Consider the following 15244-nt stretch of genomic DNA (forward strand, 5'->3'; position numbering starts at 1 on the left):
GCGCCGGCGCAACGAGCTGGAGTTGGTTACGAGCATGTTGACTAGATACAGCTCTGTAGGTATGTTACTTGCAAGATACGTCACACCACGGCGTTGAAGTGACGTCCGTCATATCCGGCGGCGCCTGCGCCCTTCACGATTGGACTCACGTCAATGGCCGACCCCTTCGACCCCACCGCCGCGCGGCAGCCCGCTCAAGGGCCACGTTCTGCGAGCGATCCCGCTCCCGAAGGCCGATCCACGCCGGTGGGCCGCCGCTCAACCGCCGGATCGCAGGGAACGAACGTTGCGCTCATCGGCACCCGCGCGGCGCAGGTTGGTGGGCTCGCGCTCGCCGCCTATGTCATCACCGCTGTGGCCGGCGGCCAGGGAATCGCGTCCGCCGAGGCGGGGAATGCGGAAACGGCCAATTCCTCCACGTCGTCGTCACAGCACGAGACGGAGCCCGCCAGTGCGAAGACGTCCGGACCGCGTGCCGCTTCTCGTCACTCGGCCAACCGACCCGCTGTCGCTGACAACGACGGCGGCGCGAAACCCTCGTCGGCGACGCGTCAGTCGGGTCCGTCACCGGCTGCGAAACGGCCGAGCACAGGGAACTTCCGAAATTCCTCGAGTGACCGGCAATCGCGGGCGGCGGCCTCATCGATCGATTCACCCGTCGCCGTGGCGACGAACGCCGTCGCATCCGGGCCGAGTCGTGCGCTGTTGCCGTCGCCCACGGCGCCGAAGTGGATGTCCATGGATTGGGCTCCGCTCACGTGGATCCGGCGCACGTTCTTCAACCGGCCGCCGACTGTTCGTTACCGCGCCAGCCTCAACTCGCAAGATATGACCAACGGCGTGATCACAGGCAACATCGGCGCACTTGATCCTGACCGAGACCGGTTGAGCTACACGGTGATTGCGAACCCCAAGTACGGAACCCTGGAGATCGATCAACTCACGGGAGATTTCACGTTCACGCCGACGGCGCTCTTCGCCGAGTTCGGCGGGGCTGACACATTCACCGTCAAGGTCAGCGACGGCCGGTTCCATCCGCTGTCGGTCATGTTCTCACCGGACCGCGGCACTCCGACGCCCCGCCTCCCTGTTGCCGTCACACCCTTGCCCGGCGCCTCGCCGTCGTCCCCGTTGGAGACGTTCAAGGTCGACAAGGTGATCGACTTCGACGTCCCGGACGGCGTGGTCGTCACCGGCGCGGACCTGGCCCCCGACGGCGAGCACCTCCTGCTCGAGGTGAACATCGCCGGGAAATCGCAGATCGCCGTCAGCAACCTCGACGGCGGTGATTACCAATGCATTTCGTGTGGTGTGGTCACCAACGCCGCCAAAGCGATTGCACTCGAGGACAATCAGAGAATCTGGTTTGCCAGCACCTCCGGACAGCAATCGGCCGATGACCCGCTCGGGGGCGCCGGATTGATCAGCTACTCGATTCTCGAATGCGAAGGATCGATCTCTTCGTGTGCCAACCCCACCGTCAAGAAAGTGGAATTCCCCTCGGATCGTGGCCCGATGGCCGCGAGCACCCAGAATCGGGAGGCCAAGCCCGACCCCTTCGGTGAATACGTGACGTGGACCGAGAACACCCCGGTCACCGGCCCGCGAATGAGCATCGCGCGGCTGGTTGCCACGGAGACCGGATACTCGCTCGTCGATCAGCGGATCTTCAGTCCGCAATGGGACGAAAACACCGAGTATGCACAGGATTTCGCCAACGCGACTCGCTTTTACGAGGGCGCGAGTTGGCACGCCGGCGGTCGGTATCTGAAGTACCAGACCACGACGACCGGCCTGAACTACGACATCTGGCTGTTGGACACCCTCACCGGTGAGCGGCGCCAACTCACCACTGATCTCGACTACAACGAGTCCGGTGACGTGTCTCCCGATGGCCGATCGGTCTACTTCAGTTCCGCGCGCGGAGCCGACCGCATGGACGTCTTCACTGCGCTGCAGCGTCCGTCGCTCCTCGACGTCGCGGCATTCCCCCAGATGGCCCGGGTGAGTCTGTGGAACAACCGGCGCGCGATGAACGAGCCCTGGGTGATGAATCTCGAGGAAGGTCAGGAGTTGGGCGCCTACTCGGGGCAGCCGATCATCATCGATCCCGACTGGACGATCCGCGGCTGGAGCTGGTTCCCCGATTCCACCCGCGCCCTGATCAACGAACAACAGCGCCCGGACACCGTGACCCCCGGAGCGCCCGACACTCCGTGGCGCTTCAGCATCATCAGCTTCCCGAACCGGGAGGCGACGGCCCCGCTCGCACCGGTGCACCAGGACCCCGAGGCCATCGCCAAATGGTCAGTGCCGGTTGAGGAATACAACCCGATGATGGGCCGTCAGGTTCCGTCGCGAGTCCTCAAGGGGATGCACTCCGGAACGGCCACACTGCAATACAGCGGGACCTTCGCGTCCGGTTCGTATTCGGTGACCTATGACAATTACTCGGACGACGGCAAGACCTTCATCAACGGCACCGAGAAGGTCACGGTCGTCAATCCGATCGGCAACGCCACCTGGACTGCCGATCTGACCAGCACCGGGGAACGCACCGGCTACCTCAAGGGCTCGATCAAAGCCGGAAAGGCCAACGCGTTCTCGGGAACGGTGTCCTCCGAGATCAACGGAGTCACCTATAGCGGCGTTCCGATCCAGACCGACTTCCCGGTCATCAATCCGCCCCAGCTCGCGGTCTCGTCATTCGACAACAGGGTCCGAGTGACGGCCACCGTGGCCGAGGACGGTTACCCCCGACCCGTCCAGGGTGCGACCGTGACCGTCGGTTCGGTGACGACGACCACCGACGAGCACGGCTTCGCCCAGATCCCGTTCGTGCCCGGCGACACCATCACCGCCATCGCCGGCGGCTTCCAATCGATCAGTCAGCAGGTGCCGTCCGCCTGACCGATGCCGGCCTCGGCTGTCGAGCTGGTCCTAGGTCTGAGGTGTGGCGACCATCAACGGGCCGCTCATCGTCCCGTCGACAGCGGCCTTGTAGTCGCCCATGGTGCCGTCGGAGTCGATTGCGGCACCGTTGTTTCCACTGTCACCGTCTTGGACGGCAAATGTCGTCGACGGGCTGGCGACAGCAACCACCGTGGGGCCCAACGCGGTTGCCAGCGCAATCCCAGCTACGACGACCGCTCCCTTGAGAATTAGCTTCATATTCCCGGGGTCCTTTCGCTTTGATCAGCGAAAACTACCGGCGGTTCCTGGCAGGATCGCTGTGCGATCCCTGCCAATATCCTGGTCGGGCGCCGGTCAGCGCGTCAGGATGTGCGCCGGTCGCGCTTGCGCGAGCAACCTCTTCTAGGACTCGGCGATCGGATCTGGCGCGGCGAGCTTGGCGGCCTTGCGGCGCTTGTACCACTCCCACACCATCGGGGCGATGGACGCGACCGCGATGAGGATGAAGATCGGCTCGAGCAGTTTCTGGATGATCTGGAACTGCCCCAGTCCGTAGCCGAGCAGGGTCAGGCCGACACCCCACAGGAGCGCGCCGATCACGTTGTAGAGCGTGAAGACCCCGTATTTCATCTTCGCGGCGCCCGCGGTGATCGGGGCGAGCGTGCGCACGATCGGGACGAACCGGGCGAGCACGATCGCGAACGGCCCGCGCTGCTCGAAGAAGATGTGTGCCTCGTCCAGGTAGCGCTGCTTGAGAATGCGGGCGTTGGGCTTGAACATCGCGGTGCCGAGGAATCGGCCCACGAAGTAGCCGACCTGCCCACCCAGGATCGCCGCGATCGGGATGAACACCAGCAGCTGCCAGAGCTGGAAGTTGGCATCGACGTCGGCGCCCTGCGCAGCGGTTCCGGCGGCCAGCATGCCCGCCACGAAGAGCAGCGTGTCACCGGGCAGCACGGGAAACAGCACGCCGGACTCGATGAAGACGACGACCAGGATGCCGACCAGGGCCCAGGTGCCGAACTGCTCGATCAGCTTGAGCGGGTCGAGAAAGTCCGGCATGAGCGCCAGGGTGGTGGTGGTCACGACGCCCAAGGGTACCGGGGGCGGTTATCAGCGACCCGTGCCAGTCGACAGGCTTCTTGACATACTGACTCGATCAGCGCCTGAGTCGAGAGGAAGTGCCATGCCCATCGCAACGCCCGAGGTCTACGCCGAGATGCTGGGCCGCGCCAAGGAGCACTCGTTCGCGTTCCCGGCGATCAACTGCGTCGGCTCGGAGAGCGTCAACGCCGCCATCAAGGGTTTCGCCGACGCCGGCAGTGACGGCATCATCCAATTCTCCACCGGCGGAGCCGAATTCGCCTCGGGGCTGGGTGTCAAGGACATGGTCACCGGTGCGGTGGCGCTGGCCGAGTTCGCCCACGTCATCGCCGCCAAGTACCCGATCACCGTCGCGCTGCACACCGACCACTGTCCCAAGGACAAGCTGGACGGTCTGGTCCGACCGCTGCTCGCCATCTCAGCCGAGCGGGTGGCCAAGGGCGCCAACCCGCTGTTCCAGTCACATATGTGGGATGGCTCGGCTGTCCCGATCGACGAGAACCTGTCGATCGCTCAGGAACTGCTGAAGCAGGCGGCGGCCGCCAAGATCATCCTGGAGATCGAGATCGGTGTGGTCGGCGGAGAAGAGGACGGCGTCGAGGCCGAGATCAACGAGAAGCTCTACACCACCTCGGAAGACTTCGAGAAGACCATCGAGGCCCTGGGCGCCGGTGAGCACGGCAAGTACCTGCTGGCCGCGACCTTCGGCAACGTGCACGGCGTTTACAAGCCCGGCAACGTCGTGCTCAAGCCCGAGGTGCTGGCGGAGGGACAGCGGGTCGCGTCGGCCAAGCTGGGCCTGCCCGAGGGATCCAAGCCCTTCGACTTCGTGTTCCACGGCGGCTCGGGCTCGCTGAAGTCGGAGATCGAGGACTCGCTGAAGTACGGCGTGGTGAAGATGAACGTCGACACCGACACCCAGTACGCGTTCACGCGCCCCCTCGCCGCGCACATGTTCACCAACTACGACGGGGTGCTCAAGATCGACGGCGAGGTCGGCAACAAGAAGGTCTACGACCCGCGCAGCTACCTGAAGAAGGCCGAGGCGTCGATGTCGGAGCGCGTTGTCGAGGCCTGCAACGACCTGCACAGCGCCGGCCGTTCGGTGTCCGCCGGCTAGCCACGGGCACGTCCGGCCAGATCGACATCAGGGCTGTGGATCGACCCGCAACCGCGACCTTGGTGTCGATCTCGCGCGTGTGATGCTCAGGACGCCTGGCAGATCTTCCACTGGTTGTCGCGGAACTGCAGGTCGAAGCTGCGGGTGGACCGTGTGGCCGGATCGAAGGCCATGAACGAGGTGACGTTGGCCTCGGCGTGGTCGCCGTTGACGACGACCTCGTCGATGCTGGCCACCACCGGGTATTGCCGGGCCGCGGCCACCCGAGCGTGCGTGTCCGACCAGGCCTGATCGTCGTACCTGACGTAGCTGTCCCTGGTCTGGCCGCAGGTGATCCCGCGCAGCGCGGCCAGGTCGCCGTTTTGTACGGCGGCGTCATAGTTCTGGATGGTCGTACGGACCATGTCTTCCTGCGAGACCTTGGTGGAGCTGTGGCGGGTGAGCAGGATGGTGGCCACGATCGCCACCGCGGCGAGCGCGGCGATGACGGCGATCACCGCGAGCACCAACCCCCAGCTGCGTCGGCGGGTCGCAGCGGGGCGCGCGGGGATGGCCTGCGGACCGGTCCGCGGCATGCTGGAGACCGGGATCACCTCGGTCGGAGTCGAGAAGATCTCGGTTTCCGGATCGGGTTCGCGGTGGATGATCTGCGTCGACCCCGCATCGAATCCCGGTGCGGTGAAACGACGTTCGGCCAGCGCGTCGGTGACCCCGATGGCCTGGGTGGCCGCCTCGGTCTCCTGAGTCGGCTGCTCGTCGTCGCTTCCGACGACGGGCGTGGTCTCGTCGTCGTGGTCGGGCCCGGATGGGTTCGACATGGGGTGCTGCCGTCCTCCTGAAGTGCTGTTGCCTCCGACCCTAACGGTTGGGTATGTCCATCTGCTGACGGTGGCACCGGCACAATGGGGCAATGACATCGTTTGGTGATCTTCTGGGCCCCGAGCCCGTGCTGCTGCCCGGTGATATCGAGGCCGAAGCCGAACTCCTGGCCGGTGAGAAGCCGGCGATCGTGGCTGCCGCGCACCCGTCCGCATCGATCGCGTGGGCATGCCTGGCTGAGGAGGCGCTGGCCGACGACAAGGCGGTCACCGCGTATGCCTACGCCCGGACCGGATATCACCGCGGCCTGGACCAGTTGCGCCGCAACGGCTGGAAGGGCTTCGGGCCCGTGCCGTATCGCCACGAGCCCAATCGTGGCTTTCTGCGCTGCGTGGCGGCGCTGGCGCGGGCGGCCGACACGATCGGGGAGACCGAAGAGTTCGCTCGCTGCCTGGACCTGCTCGACGACTGCGATCCCGCGGCGCGCACCGAGCTCGGCCTGGCCTAACGGTCTCGCGCCAGCGATTGGCGCAGCTCGGTGACCATGTCCGCGACGAACAGCGGAGGTTCGCCCGGCTCGGGCGGTGCTTCGCCGGTGCGCACGGCGGCCGCCAGGGCTCGCAGCGCCAGGACATCGGCGTCGGGGGAGTGGGCGCCGAACAACGATCGGCCGAACTCGATGCCGTCGGTCCGGTGCTCGACGGTCCAGCAGGCCGCGATCGTCCGGTAGGCCAGCTGTTCGCTGGCCGCGACCGCCGGTAACAACCGCTCGGCGATCGCCCGGTTTCGCGGCGAGCTGGCCATCATCACCTCGTCGGCCTCCATCAGCGCGATCGCCGCGATCTGCAGATCGCGGCGGGCAGCGCGGGCGGCCAGCCCGGCGGTGTCGCCGGCGGCGAGGTAGGGGAAGACGTCGGCGGCCGCTTCGAGGGTGCGTCCGATGGCGTCGGTCAGCCGAGTGAACTCCTGCCATCGCGCCGCCACCAGATACACCGCCACCCCGACCGCGCAGCCGATCAGGGTGTCGATACCGCGGGCCAGCAGCAGATGGCCGATGTCGACCGAGTGGGTTCCCGACGAGATGGTCAACGCCGTCGCGGTGATGAAAACCGTTGCCAGCGCGTAGTTTCGGACCACCAGCAGCTCGATGACGAGATTCAGCAGGGCCAGCAGCACGATCAGCCAGAGGTCGTGGGGATGCAGCGACAGGATCACCCCGGCCAGCCCGAGGCCCACCCAGGTGCCCAGCAGCCGCTCGGCGCCGCGCCGCAGGGTCCGGCCGCGGTCGGTGCCCTGATGCAACACCAGCAGTGCGGCCGCCATCGCCCAGTACGCGTGGTCGACGCCGAGCGCCATGGCCGCCACACCGGCCAGCGGAACGCCTACAGCCACCCGCTGCATGATGTGGCGCACGTGTGAGCCGGGGCTGACGGCGCGGCGCAGCACGGTTGCCAGCGGCGGGCTGCCCAGCGGGATGCGGTCGGCCGCCCGGGTTGCGACGGTTTCCGGGGCCAGCTCAAGCGCACCGAGCCGGCGGGCTTGCTCGGCTGATTCCGACGCCGGAGCGCCACCCTGCGCGGTCGTGGTCACCGCCGTGGTGAACAGGACGTGTATCGCGTGGTTGGCAGCGCGTAGTCGGTGCAGGACGCTGGTCTGTGGTGCGCGCAGCGGCTGGTAGTTGACCAGCACGCTCCACGACCGGTGCAGCGCGCTGGCCGCCCGATGGCGCGCCGTGCGTTCCTGCGCGGAGGCGGCGGACTCGATGTAGCCCGCGACGGCCTCGGCGGCGGCCGCGACCGCGGCGCGCTCGGGTCGGCGGAAGCCGACCAGCGCGCCCGCCATCTGCACCAGCCAGGCCACCGCCCCGCCCGCCAGCACCAGCAGCCCAATCGTCCAGGGCGCCAGATGGGCCGCCGACACCCCGATCCCGGCTGCACAGGCTACGACGAACACGTATGCGCCGGGCGGTCCGACGGCCAGCGCATTGCACAACCACACCGCCGCGACGGCGACCAGCGAGACTGTCCCGACGCCCAGCCACGGCACCTGTGCCGACCAGTCACCGAGCGCGACGGCCGCGGCGAGCGAAACCGCCACCGTGGCAAGCTCGATGCCGCGGTTGGCGTACGGACGGTCGCCGCCGAAGCGTGAGGTGAAAGCTCCCAGGGTGGCGATGAGCCCGGAACTCATCGCCCCTGCGGCCCAGCCGGCCGTGACGGGGATGGCGGTGCTGATGGCCGCGCGCAGGCCGATGGGCCAGCGCGACGGAGCGCTCAACTAACCACAGTCGGTTTGTCCGGGGCAGTCGTCGGCGGATTCGGGCGGTTCGACCTGCACGGTCGCGTGGTCCAGGCCGCGGGCGGACAGCACCGCCCTGGCGTCGTCGAGCACCCGGGCGGAGTCGCCACTACTGGTCAGGTGGGCGGTGCACATGTCCTTGCCGGGCACCAGCGTCCACACGTGCAGGTCGTGCACCTCGGTGACACCGTCGACGGCGGCCAGCGCCGAGCGCAGCTCGTCGACGTCGATGTGTTGCGGCGAGGATTCGGACAGGATCCGCAATGCGGCGCGGGCCAGACCGATCGCCCGCGGCAGCACCCAGAGCGCGACGAACACCGCGACCACCACGTCGGCGTAGGGCCAGTGCGTGGTCACGTTCACGATGCCGGCGATCAGCACGCCGATGCTGCCGACCGTGTCGGCGACGACCTCCATGTAGGCGCCCTTGACGGCCAGGCTCGACTCGGACTGCGAGCGCAGCAGCAGCACCACCGCGAAGTTGGCGATCAGGCCGACGAGCGCGACGACAATCATTGGGACGCCGGGGATTTCGGGCGCATTGCCGAGACGGTCGATTGCCTCGTAGAGAATGAACGTGGCGACGCCGAGCAGCAGGACGGCGTTGGCCACGGCGGTGAACACCTCGGCCCGGTGCCAGCCGTAGGTGCGGGCCGCCGACGCCGGACCGTGGCGGGCCAGCAGGACGGCGGTCAGCCCCATGAACATGGCGACCAGGTCGGTCAGCATGTGGCCGGCATCGGCCAGCAGGGCGATCGAATTGATCATCAGCGCGGTGGTCAGCTCGACGACGAAGAACACCGTCAGGATGCCCGCGGCGATGAGCATCCGGCTCACCCGCGTGTCACCGCCGTGGCTGTGGTCGTGTCCTGATCCCATGCCCGAAATATATGCGTAAACACGCATATATTGCAAGCGCCGAAACCCCAATGGCGAATTGGTCGATAGCGCTGAACTGATATGGTGTGTTCACATACATACACGATTGTTTGTTAAATCCTGATCCGAGGAGCCCGCATGCTGCGTTCAGTCGGCAGCTGTGTCCGCGCGGCGGTGTTCGGTGGCTTCGTCGTGGCCACGGTGGCCGCACCTCTGACGCGCCCCGGGGTCGCGCTGGCCGATGAGCCGACCGGTCCGGCCGTCGCCGAGGTCCTGGTTGTCGGCGGTACCGGCAACAGTGCGCCGACCCCGAGGATGATGCACACCCTGTACGAGCAGGGGATATTCAGCGACCCGGACCCGGGGGGTGTGGCGTACCCGGCCCAGTTGTGGCCGATTCGCGGCAAGCTGACGCTCGACGAGTCACTGGCGATCGGCATCGCGAATCTCGACGATGCGCTGGCTGACGTCGGCGGACCGGTCACGGTGGTCGGGCTGAGCCAGGGCGCGGTCGTCGTCAACTACGAAAAGCGGGCCTTGATGGCTCAGCCGGACCGGCCAACGGACATCACATTCGTCACCATCGGCGACCCCACCAACAGCGATGGTGGCCTGCTGGCGAAACTGCCGCACGTGCACATTCCGATTCTGGACGCCACGATTCCTCGGGCTCCAATCGAAACTCCTTATGACACAATGGAAATCGTGCACGAGTACGACGGATACTCGGACTTTCCCGACAATCCGCTGAATCTGCTCGCCGATCTGAATGCACTCGTCGGGGTGGTCTACCTGCATCCCAACAAGACCGGCGTCGATCTCGACGATCCGAGCAACGTCGTGACCACCAGCACGAATTCACTCGGGGGCACTACGACCCACATCTTGGTGCCTACGGATGAGCTTCCGCTGACGCGACCATTGCGTGCCCTCGGCGTTCCGGACCGGGTGGTGGATGCCTTGGACAGGCCGCTGCGCAGGATCATCAACACTGGCTATTCCGGCGAACGACCGGGGCGAAAGGCGCCGCGGTCCGGTCTGGGGTCCTCCCCGGCTCACCCCGCGGCCTCGACGGCCCGTCGCTCGTCGAGTGCGACCGCGCACTCGAGGCCGCGCCGCTAGCACGCGCATTCGAATCGTCGATGAGCGACAGCCGCAGCCGATCTGCGTGACAACGGCACGCCACGGCGCCGTGTCCGTCGTCCATCGCTACTATGTCCGGCAGGCAACGATTCTCGTGTCGGCGTAGTAGAGGTGTCGTAAGGCGGCAATGGGTGTGGTGAGCGTGGGTGAGCGTCGAACTCAGGCTGAGCGCACTGCCGCGATGCGAACCCGGTTGCTCAACGCCACCATCGAATGCCTGGTCACCTTCGGCTACGCCGGCACGACGACGCCACGGATCGCAGAAGCCGCCGGGGTGACCCGCGGCGCGCAGGTACACCACTTCCGCTCGAAAGAGGACCTTGTCGTCGCGGCCGTCGAGCACCTGGCGCAGCAGCGGATTCAGGCCGCGCTCCGGCAGAGCAGCGGCGTGTGGAAGAACCCCGATCCGGTCGCCGCGGTGCTGGAGTTCCTTTGGGAATCGCATCAGGGCGACATGTTCGTGGCCACGATCGAACTCTGGGTTGCCGCTCGCACGGACGATGTGCTGGCCAGGGAAGTGGCACGTGTCGAGCCGATGGTGAACAGCACGCTGATCACTGCACTTGCTCAGCTTCTGCCAGATCATGTGGCGCGCAAGCAAGTTCGTAACGCGTTGTTCACCGCGATGGATGCGCTCCGGGGGATCCTCGTCGTCGGTTTCGTCGACCGCGATGTCACTCAGGCGCGCAAGCGGTGGGATCGCGCGACCGCCCATCTTGCCGGCATGCTGTCAGAAGCCTTGGCTTCCAACGGTTCTGACTGAGACGAGATAACCGGCGACAGCGCCTCGGTATCTTACATACAGTTTGGAATGCAGGTATTGTCCGCCGGGTGGGAATCGGACGCCGGACTCAGTCGGAGCGGACTGCCGCTATGCGCCGTCGCCTGCTCGAAGCGACGGTCGAGTGTCTGATCGCCTACGGCTATGCGGGCACGACAACACATCGCATCGCGGCGCGGGCCGGCGTCACGCGGGGTGCTCAGGTGCATCACTTCCGGTCGAAGGAAGACCTCGTTGTCGCGGCGGTGGAGCACCTCGCCGAGCAGCGGGTCCGAGCGGCCTTGCGGGGTCACCGCTGGTTCAACAACGACACCGACCCGGCCACGGATGTCCTTGGCTTCCTTTGGGATACGCATCAAGGCGACATGTTCGTCGCGACCATGGAGCTGTGGGCCGCGGCGCTGACAGATGACGTCCTTGCCAGCCACGTTGCGCGGGTGGAGCGGTTGGTCAACCAGGCGGTGATCGGCGCGGTGGCCCAGTTGCTACCCGACTGCGCCGGGCAGCAGGCCCTTCGCAACGCCATCTACACCGCAATGGACGTCCTTCGCGGAATCTTGGTGGCCAGCTTCGCCGACCGCGAGCCCGGGCAGGTCCGGCGCCGCTGGGACCGCGCGGCGGCGGATCTGGCTCCGGTCCTGGCTAGGGCCATTGCTCGCGAAGACTGAGATCCTTGCAAAGATACGTTCTGGTTGGTATGTTTCTGCCATCGGCGAGGCCGGGAGAGGAGAAGTGATGGCGAACAGAGTGTTCGTGATCGGCGTGGGGATGACCAAGTTCGAAAAGCCCGGCCGGCGCGAGGGCTGGGACTACCCCGACATGGCGCAGGAATCCGGCAGCAAGGCCCTCGAAGACGCTGGAATCGACTACAACCTGATTGACCAGGCTTTCGTGGGTTATGTCTACGGTGAATCGACATCGGGCCAGCGCGCGCTCTACGAGCTGGGTATGACCGGAATCCCGGTGGTCAATGTCAACAACAACTGCTCCACCGGCTCGACGGCGCTATACCTTGCCGCCCAGGCGATTCGCGGCGGGTTGGCCGAATGCACGTTGGCGCTGGGCTTCGAGAAGATGCAACCGGGCTCGCTGGGCTCGACCTTCAACGACCGGGCTCAGCCGATGGAGAACCACTTTCTGGCGCTGGCCGAGATCTCCGAGGTGCTGTTTCCGCCCGCACCGTGGATGTTCGGCGCGGCGGGGCGCGAGCACATGAAGGAATATGGCTCTACCGCTGAGCATTTCGCCAAGATCGGGTACAAGAACCACCGCCATTCGGTGAACAACCCGTATGCGCAGTTCCAGGAGGAGTACAGCCTCGACGACATCCTCGCGGCGCCGATGATCTATGACCCACTGACCAAGCTGCAGTGCTCCCCGACGTCGGACGGCTCCGGTGCGGCAATCCTTGCTTCCGAAGCATTCGTCGAACTGCACGGACTCGCCGAACAGGCCGTCGAGATTGTCGGGCAGGCGATGACGACCGACTTCACCAACAGCTTTGACGGGACCTGCAAGGCGCTGATCGGCTATCACATGAATGTCGAAGCGGCGCGGCGGGTTTACGACCAATCAGGACTCGGTCCGGAGGACTTCCAGGTCATCGAACTACACGACTGCTTCAGCGCCAACGAGCTGTTGCTCTACGAAGCCCTCGGCCTCTGTGGCGAAGGCGACGCACCCAAACTCATCGACGCCGGCGATACCACCTATGGCGGCCGATGGGTGGTCAATCCGTCCGGCGGCCTGATCTCCAAGGGCCACCCGCTCGGCGCCACCGGTTTGGCCCAATGTGCCGAACTGACTTGGCAATTACGGGGCACCGCCGACAAACGGCAGGTATCGGGTGTCACCGCAGCGCTGCAACACAACATCGGCCTCGGCGGGGCCGCCGTCGTGACCGCCTATCAGCGCGCCGAGCGCTAGTACCGCCACCTACACCGAAATCACCGAACACACTTAAGGAGTCATCACCATGGGACATATCGAGGCGACCCGCGACCTGGCTGCCAGTCCAGAGGCGCTGTGGAGCATCATCTCCAACCCCAACACCTGGGGTCAGTGGTTCACCGTCCACGACAAGTGGCTCGAGGAACCGCCGACGACGCTGACGCCCGGTGTTCGCCTGACCGCCAAGCTCGTCATGCTCAACATGGCCAACAAGATCGAGTGGTCCGTCAAGTCCGTCGAGGCGCCGAGCAGCCTGTCCCTGGGTGGCACCGGAATGGCTGGCGTGAAGGCAGATTTCACCTTCACCATCGAACCTGTGGGCGCCGGTTCCCGCTTCACCGTGGCCGGCGACTTCGAGGGCGCGCTGGTGAAGGGCGCGCTCGCCAAGGCGGTCGAGAAGGACGGAGCGAAGCAACTCGACAAGACGCTGACCAAGCTCGACGAGTTGGCATCGGCGGCCGTCTGACATGACAGACACGCTGCAATTCGACGACTCCGGGCTGGACACCTGGACCGAGGATGACCACTTCGAGGTGACCCGCGAGCGCATCGCGGAATACGCCGCCGCCACCAACGATCCGATCGCGGCGCATCGAGCTGGCGATATCGCACCGCCGGTCTTTGCGATCGTCCCGGTATTCGAGGCGATGATGATGCCGACCGTGGATGTGCTGCCCGTCGAACTGGTGCCGCGAGTGGTGCATGGGGAGCAGGACTTCTACTTTCGGCGGCCCATTCGCCCGGGGGACAAGCTGGTCTCGCGGGGCAAGATGATCGGCTACGAAGGGCTCGAAAACGGCACCCGCGCAGCCATTCTCGTCGAATGCCGCACCGAGGACGGCGAACTGGTCAACGAGCAGTACGTGACCTGCTTCGTGCGAGGCTTCGACGCCGGCAAGAAGATCGGGAGCCTGACGCCGTCGCACAAGTTCGATGCCAAGCTGCGCGCCAAAGGCCCGATCGCCAAGGTGACCCAGCACGTCGATCTTGACCAGACGTTCCGGTACTCGCCAGCCTCCGGTGATCCGATGCCGATCCACCTCGACGAGGAGGTGGCCCGCGATGCCGGGCTGCCGGGCATCATCGCGCACGGTCTGTGCACCATGGCGTTCACCTCGTGGGCCGTGCTGACCGAGGTGGCCGGCTCAGACGTCACGCGGCTGCGCCGGCTGGCGGTCAGATTCTCCAAGATGGTGCTCCCCGGCGACGATCTGGAAACCCAGATCTGGAAGCAGTCCAGCGGCGAAGGTGTGACGACCTACGCCTTCGAGACCAGCCGGTCCGCTGCCGGTGAACTGGCGATCACCGACGGTCTCGCCGTCATCGCCGATTAGAACTGAAACAACTCACAGGAGTAGACAAATGGGAATTCTCGACGGGCGGGTTGCCGTCATCACCGGCGCCGGTCGCGGGATCGGGCGCGAGCACGCACTGCTCTTCGCTCGCGAGGGTGCTGCCGTCGTGGTGAACGACCTGGGCGGTTCCAACACGGGTGAAGGCGCCGACTCCGGGCCGGCCCATGAGGTGGTCGCGGAGATCACCGCTGCCGGGGGCCGCGCGGTGGCCAACGGCGACAACATCTCCAGCTGGGCGGGAGCCAAGAACCTCGTGCAGCAGGCGATCGACGAGTTCGGCCGTCTCGACGTGTTGGTCAACAATGCCGGCATTCTGCGCGACGCATTCATCGCCGGGATGGACGAGGAGCAGTGGGACGCCGTCGTCACGGTCCACCTCAAGGGCCATTTCGCGATGCTGCACCACGCGTCGGAGTATTGGAAGGCTCAGTCCAAGGCCGGTGATCAGCCGGTTGCCGCGGTGATCAATACGGCATCGGGTTCCGGGCTCACCATCCCCAACGCAGGTCAGGCGAATTACGGTGCCGCGAAGGCCGGAATCGCGGCGTTGACGCTGATCGCCGCCGAGGAGCTGGAGCGCTATGGCGTCCGGGTGAATGCCATTGCTCCCATTGCCCGGACTCGGCTGACACTGGCGACGCCGGGCATGGGTGCGCTGATGGCCGAACCGGAAGACGGTGGGCTCGACCTGTTCTCGCCGGCCAACATCTCACCGCTGGTCGCCTACCTGGCCAGCGAGAAGTGTGCGGCCACCGGGCAGGTCTACGCCGTTCAAGGCGGTGCCATTTCACAGCTGCAGGGATGGCACGACGTGGAGACCATCGAGACCGACAAGGTGTGGGAGATCGACGACATCGCCGCACGACTGCCGGGAGCCTGATC

16 protein-coding genes are annotated in these 15244 nt (G+C 66.0%); 10 read left to right on the forward strand and 6 right to left on the reverse strand.

Translation table 11 applies throughout. From position 1 onward, the window contains the following. Window positions 1–551: 551 nt before the first annotated feature. Complete coding sequence (locus EV580_RS26830; RefSeq protein WP_133695219.1) at window positions 552–740, reverse strand: hypothetical protein; 189 nt, start codon at window positions 738–740, stop codon at window positions 552–554. On the opposite strand from EV580_RS26830, the gene EV580_RS26835 reads away from it, so the two are divergent. Further along, window positions 739–2910 carry an Ig-like domain-containing protein gene (locus EV580_RS26835; RefSeq protein WP_133695221.1) on the forward strand — a complete coding sequence of 724 codons (2172 nt, stop codon included), beginning with the start codon at window positions 739–741 and terminating at the stop codon, window positions 2908–2910. The genes EV580_RS26830 and EV580_RS26835 overlap by 2 nt on opposite strands. Before the next feature lie 30 nt (window positions 2911–2940). On the opposite strand, the gene EV580_RS26840 is transcribed toward EV580_RS26835, so the two are convergent. Continuing rightward, window positions 2941–3171: a hypothetical protein gene (locus EV580_RS26840; protein WP_133695222.1), complete on the reverse strand. Its 231-nt coding sequence runs from the start codon at window positions 3169–3171 to the stop codon at window positions 2941–2943. A 144-nt stretch (window positions 3172–3315) separates the two neighbouring features. Continuing rightward, a complete protein-coding gene (locus EV580_RS26845) occupies window positions 3316–3975 on the reverse strand; it encodes a VTT domain-containing protein (protein ID WP_133695950.1) in 660 nt (219 codons plus the stop codon). Window positions 3976–4099: 124 nt separating this feature from the next. On the opposite strand from EV580_RS26845, the gene fbaA reads away from it, so the two are divergent. Continuing rightward, window positions 4100–5137 (forward strand): class II fructose-bisphosphate aldolase, encoded by a 1038-nt coding sequence (gene fbaA / locus EV580_RS26850; protein ID WP_133695224.1) that lies wholly within the window; start codon window positions 4100–4102, stop codon window positions 5135–5137. Window positions 5138–5223: 86 nt separating this feature from the next. On the opposite strand, the gene EV580_RS26855 is transcribed toward fbaA, so the two are convergent. Beyond that, the gene (locus EV580_RS26855) at window positions 5224–5955 is read right to left on the reverse strand and encodes an Rv0361 family membrane protein (protein WP_133695225.1); all 732 of its coding nucleotides are present in this window, start codon (window positions 5953–5955) and stop codon (window positions 5224–5226) included. A 92-nt stretch (window positions 5956–6047) separates the two neighbouring features. Between EV580_RS26855 and EV580_RS26860 the strand changes: the two genes are divergently transcribed. After that, window positions 6048–6464 (forward strand): DUF3151 domain-containing protein, encoded by a 417-nt coding sequence (locus EV580_RS26860; RefSeq protein ID WP_133695227.1) that lies wholly within the window; start codon window positions 6048–6050, stop codon window positions 6462–6464. On the opposite strand, the gene EV580_RS26865 is transcribed toward EV580_RS26860, so the two are convergent. Both EV580_RS26865 and EV580_RS26870 read right to left on the reverse strand, forming a co-directional pair. Then, window positions 6461–8233 (reverse strand): FUSC family protein, encoded by a 1773-nt coding sequence (locus EV580_RS26865; RefSeq protein WP_133695228.1) that lies wholly within the window; start codon window positions 8231–8233, stop codon window positions 6461–6463. The genes EV580_RS26860 and EV580_RS26865 overlap by 4 nt on opposite strands. After that, the gene (locus tag EV580_RS26870; RefSeq protein WP_133695230.1) at window positions 8234–9133 is read right to left on the reverse strand and encodes a cation diffusion facilitator family transporter; all 900 of its coding nucleotides are present in this window, start codon (window positions 9131–9133) and stop codon (window positions 8234–8236) included. Between the two features lie 138 nt (window positions 9134–9271). On the opposite strand from EV580_RS26870, the gene EV580_RS26875 reads away from it, so the two are divergent. From EV580_RS26875 to EV580_RS26905, 7 genes are all read left to right on the forward strand, one after another. Then, window positions 9272–10255: a PE-PPE domain-containing protein gene (locus EV580_RS26875; protein ID WP_133695232.1), complete on the forward strand. Its 984-nt coding sequence runs from the start codon at window positions 9272–9274 to the stop codon at window positions 10253–10255. 148 nt (window positions 10256–10403) lie between these two features. Beyond that, the gene (locus EV580_RS26880) at window positions 10404–11039 is read left to right on the forward strand and encodes a TetR/AcrR family transcriptional regulator (protein WP_133695234.1); all 636 of its coding nucleotides are present in this window, start codon (window positions 10404–10406) and stop codon (window positions 11037–11039) included. Between the two features lie 110 nt (window positions 11040–11149). Beyond that, window positions 11150–11725 carry a TetR/AcrR family transcriptional regulator gene (locus EV580_RS26885; RefSeq protein WP_133695236.1) on the forward strand — a complete coding sequence of 192 codons (576 nt, stop codon included), beginning with the start codon at window positions 11150–11152 and terminating at the stop codon, window positions 11723–11725. A gap of 67 nt (window positions 11726–11792) precedes the next feature. Continuing rightward, complete coding sequence (locus tag EV580_RS26890) at window positions 11793–12983, forward strand: lipid-transfer protein (protein ID WP_133695238.1); 1191 nt, start codon at window positions 11793–11795, stop codon at window positions 12981–12983. A gap of 49 nt (window positions 12984–13032) precedes the next feature. Continuing rightward, complete coding sequence (locus EV580_RS26895; protein ID WP_133695240.1) at window positions 13033–13473, forward strand: type II toxin-antitoxin system Rv0910 family toxin; 441 nt, start codon at window positions 13033–13035, stop codon at window positions 13471–13473. Between the two features lies 1 nt (window position 13474). Further along, complete coding sequence (locus tag EV580_RS26900; RefSeq protein ID WP_133695242.1) at window positions 13475–14341, forward strand: MaoC/PaaZ C-terminal domain-containing protein; 867 nt, start codon at window positions 13475–13477, stop codon at window positions 14339–14341. 28 nt (window positions 14342–14369) lie between these two features. After that, the gene (locus EV580_RS26905) at window positions 14370–15242 is read left to right on the forward strand and encodes an SDR family oxidoreductase (protein ID WP_133695244.1); all 873 of its coding nucleotides are present in this window, start codon (window positions 14370–14372) and stop codon (window positions 15240–15242) included. Window positions 15243–15244 lie beyond the last annotated feature (2 nt).

The organism is Mycobacterium sp. BK086 (assembly GCA_004362315.1).
GTDB lineage: Bacteria > Actinomycetota > Actinomycetes > Mycobacteriales > Mycobacteriaceae > Mycobacterium.

Coding starts and splice junctions, on each gene's coding strand:
- EV580_RS26835 (WP_133695221.1), top strand. CDS start 739: ATGGATTGGGCTCCGCTCACGTGGATCCGGCGCACGTTCTTCAACCGG.
- EV580_RS26830 (WP_133695219.1), bottom strand. CDS start 740: ATGGACATCCACTTCGGCGCCGTGGGCGACGGCAACAGCGCACGACTC.
- EV580_RS26840 (WP_133695222.1), bottom strand. CDS start 3,171: ATGAAGCTAATTCTCAAGGGAGCGGTCGTCGTAGCTGGGATTGCGCTG.
- EV580_RS26845 (WP_133695950.1), bottom strand. CDS start 3,975: ATGCCGGACTTTCTCGACCCGCTCAAGCTGATCGAGCAGTTCGGCACC.
- fbaA (WP_133695224.1), top strand. CDS start 4,100: ATGCCCATCGCAACGCCCGAGGTCTACGCCGAGATGCTGGGCCGCGCC.
- EV580_RS26855 (WP_133695225.1), bottom strand. CDS start 5,955: ATGTCGAACCCATCCGGGCCCGACCACGACGACGAGACCACGCCCGTC.
- EV580_RS26860 (WP_133695227.1), top strand. CDS start 6,048: ATGACATCGTTTGGTGATCTTCTGGGCCCCGAGCCCGTGCTGCTGCCC.
- EV580_RS26870 (WP_133695230.1), bottom strand. CDS start 9,133: ATGGGATCAGGACACGACCACAGCCACGGCGGTGACACGCGGGTGAGC.
- EV580_RS26875 (WP_133695232.1), top strand. CDS start 9,272: ATGCTGCGTTCAGTCGGCAGCTGTGTCCGCGCGGCGGTGTTCGGTGGC.
- EV580_RS26880 (WP_133695234.1), top strand. CDS start 10,404: ATGGGTGTGGTGAGCGTGGGTGAGCGTCGAACTCAGGCTGAGCGCACT.
- EV580_RS26885 (WP_133695236.1), top strand. CDS start 11,150: ATGCGCCGTCGCCTGCTCGAAGCGACGGTCGAGTGTCTGATCGCCTAC.
- EV580_RS26890 (WP_133695238.1), top strand. CDS start 11,793: ATGGCGAACAGAGTGTTCGTGATCGGCGTGGGGATGACCAAGTTCGAA.
- EV580_RS26895 (WP_133695240.1), top strand. CDS start 13,033: ATGGGACATATCGAGGCGACCCGCGACCTGGCTGCCAGTCCAGAGGCG.
- EV580_RS26900 (WP_133695242.1), top strand. CDS start 13,475: ATGACAGACACGCTGCAATTCGACGACTCCGGGCTGGACACCTGGACC.
- EV580_RS26905 (WP_133695244.1), top strand. CDS start 14,370: ATGGGAATTCTCGACGGGCGGGTTGCCGTCATCACCGGCGCCGGTCGC.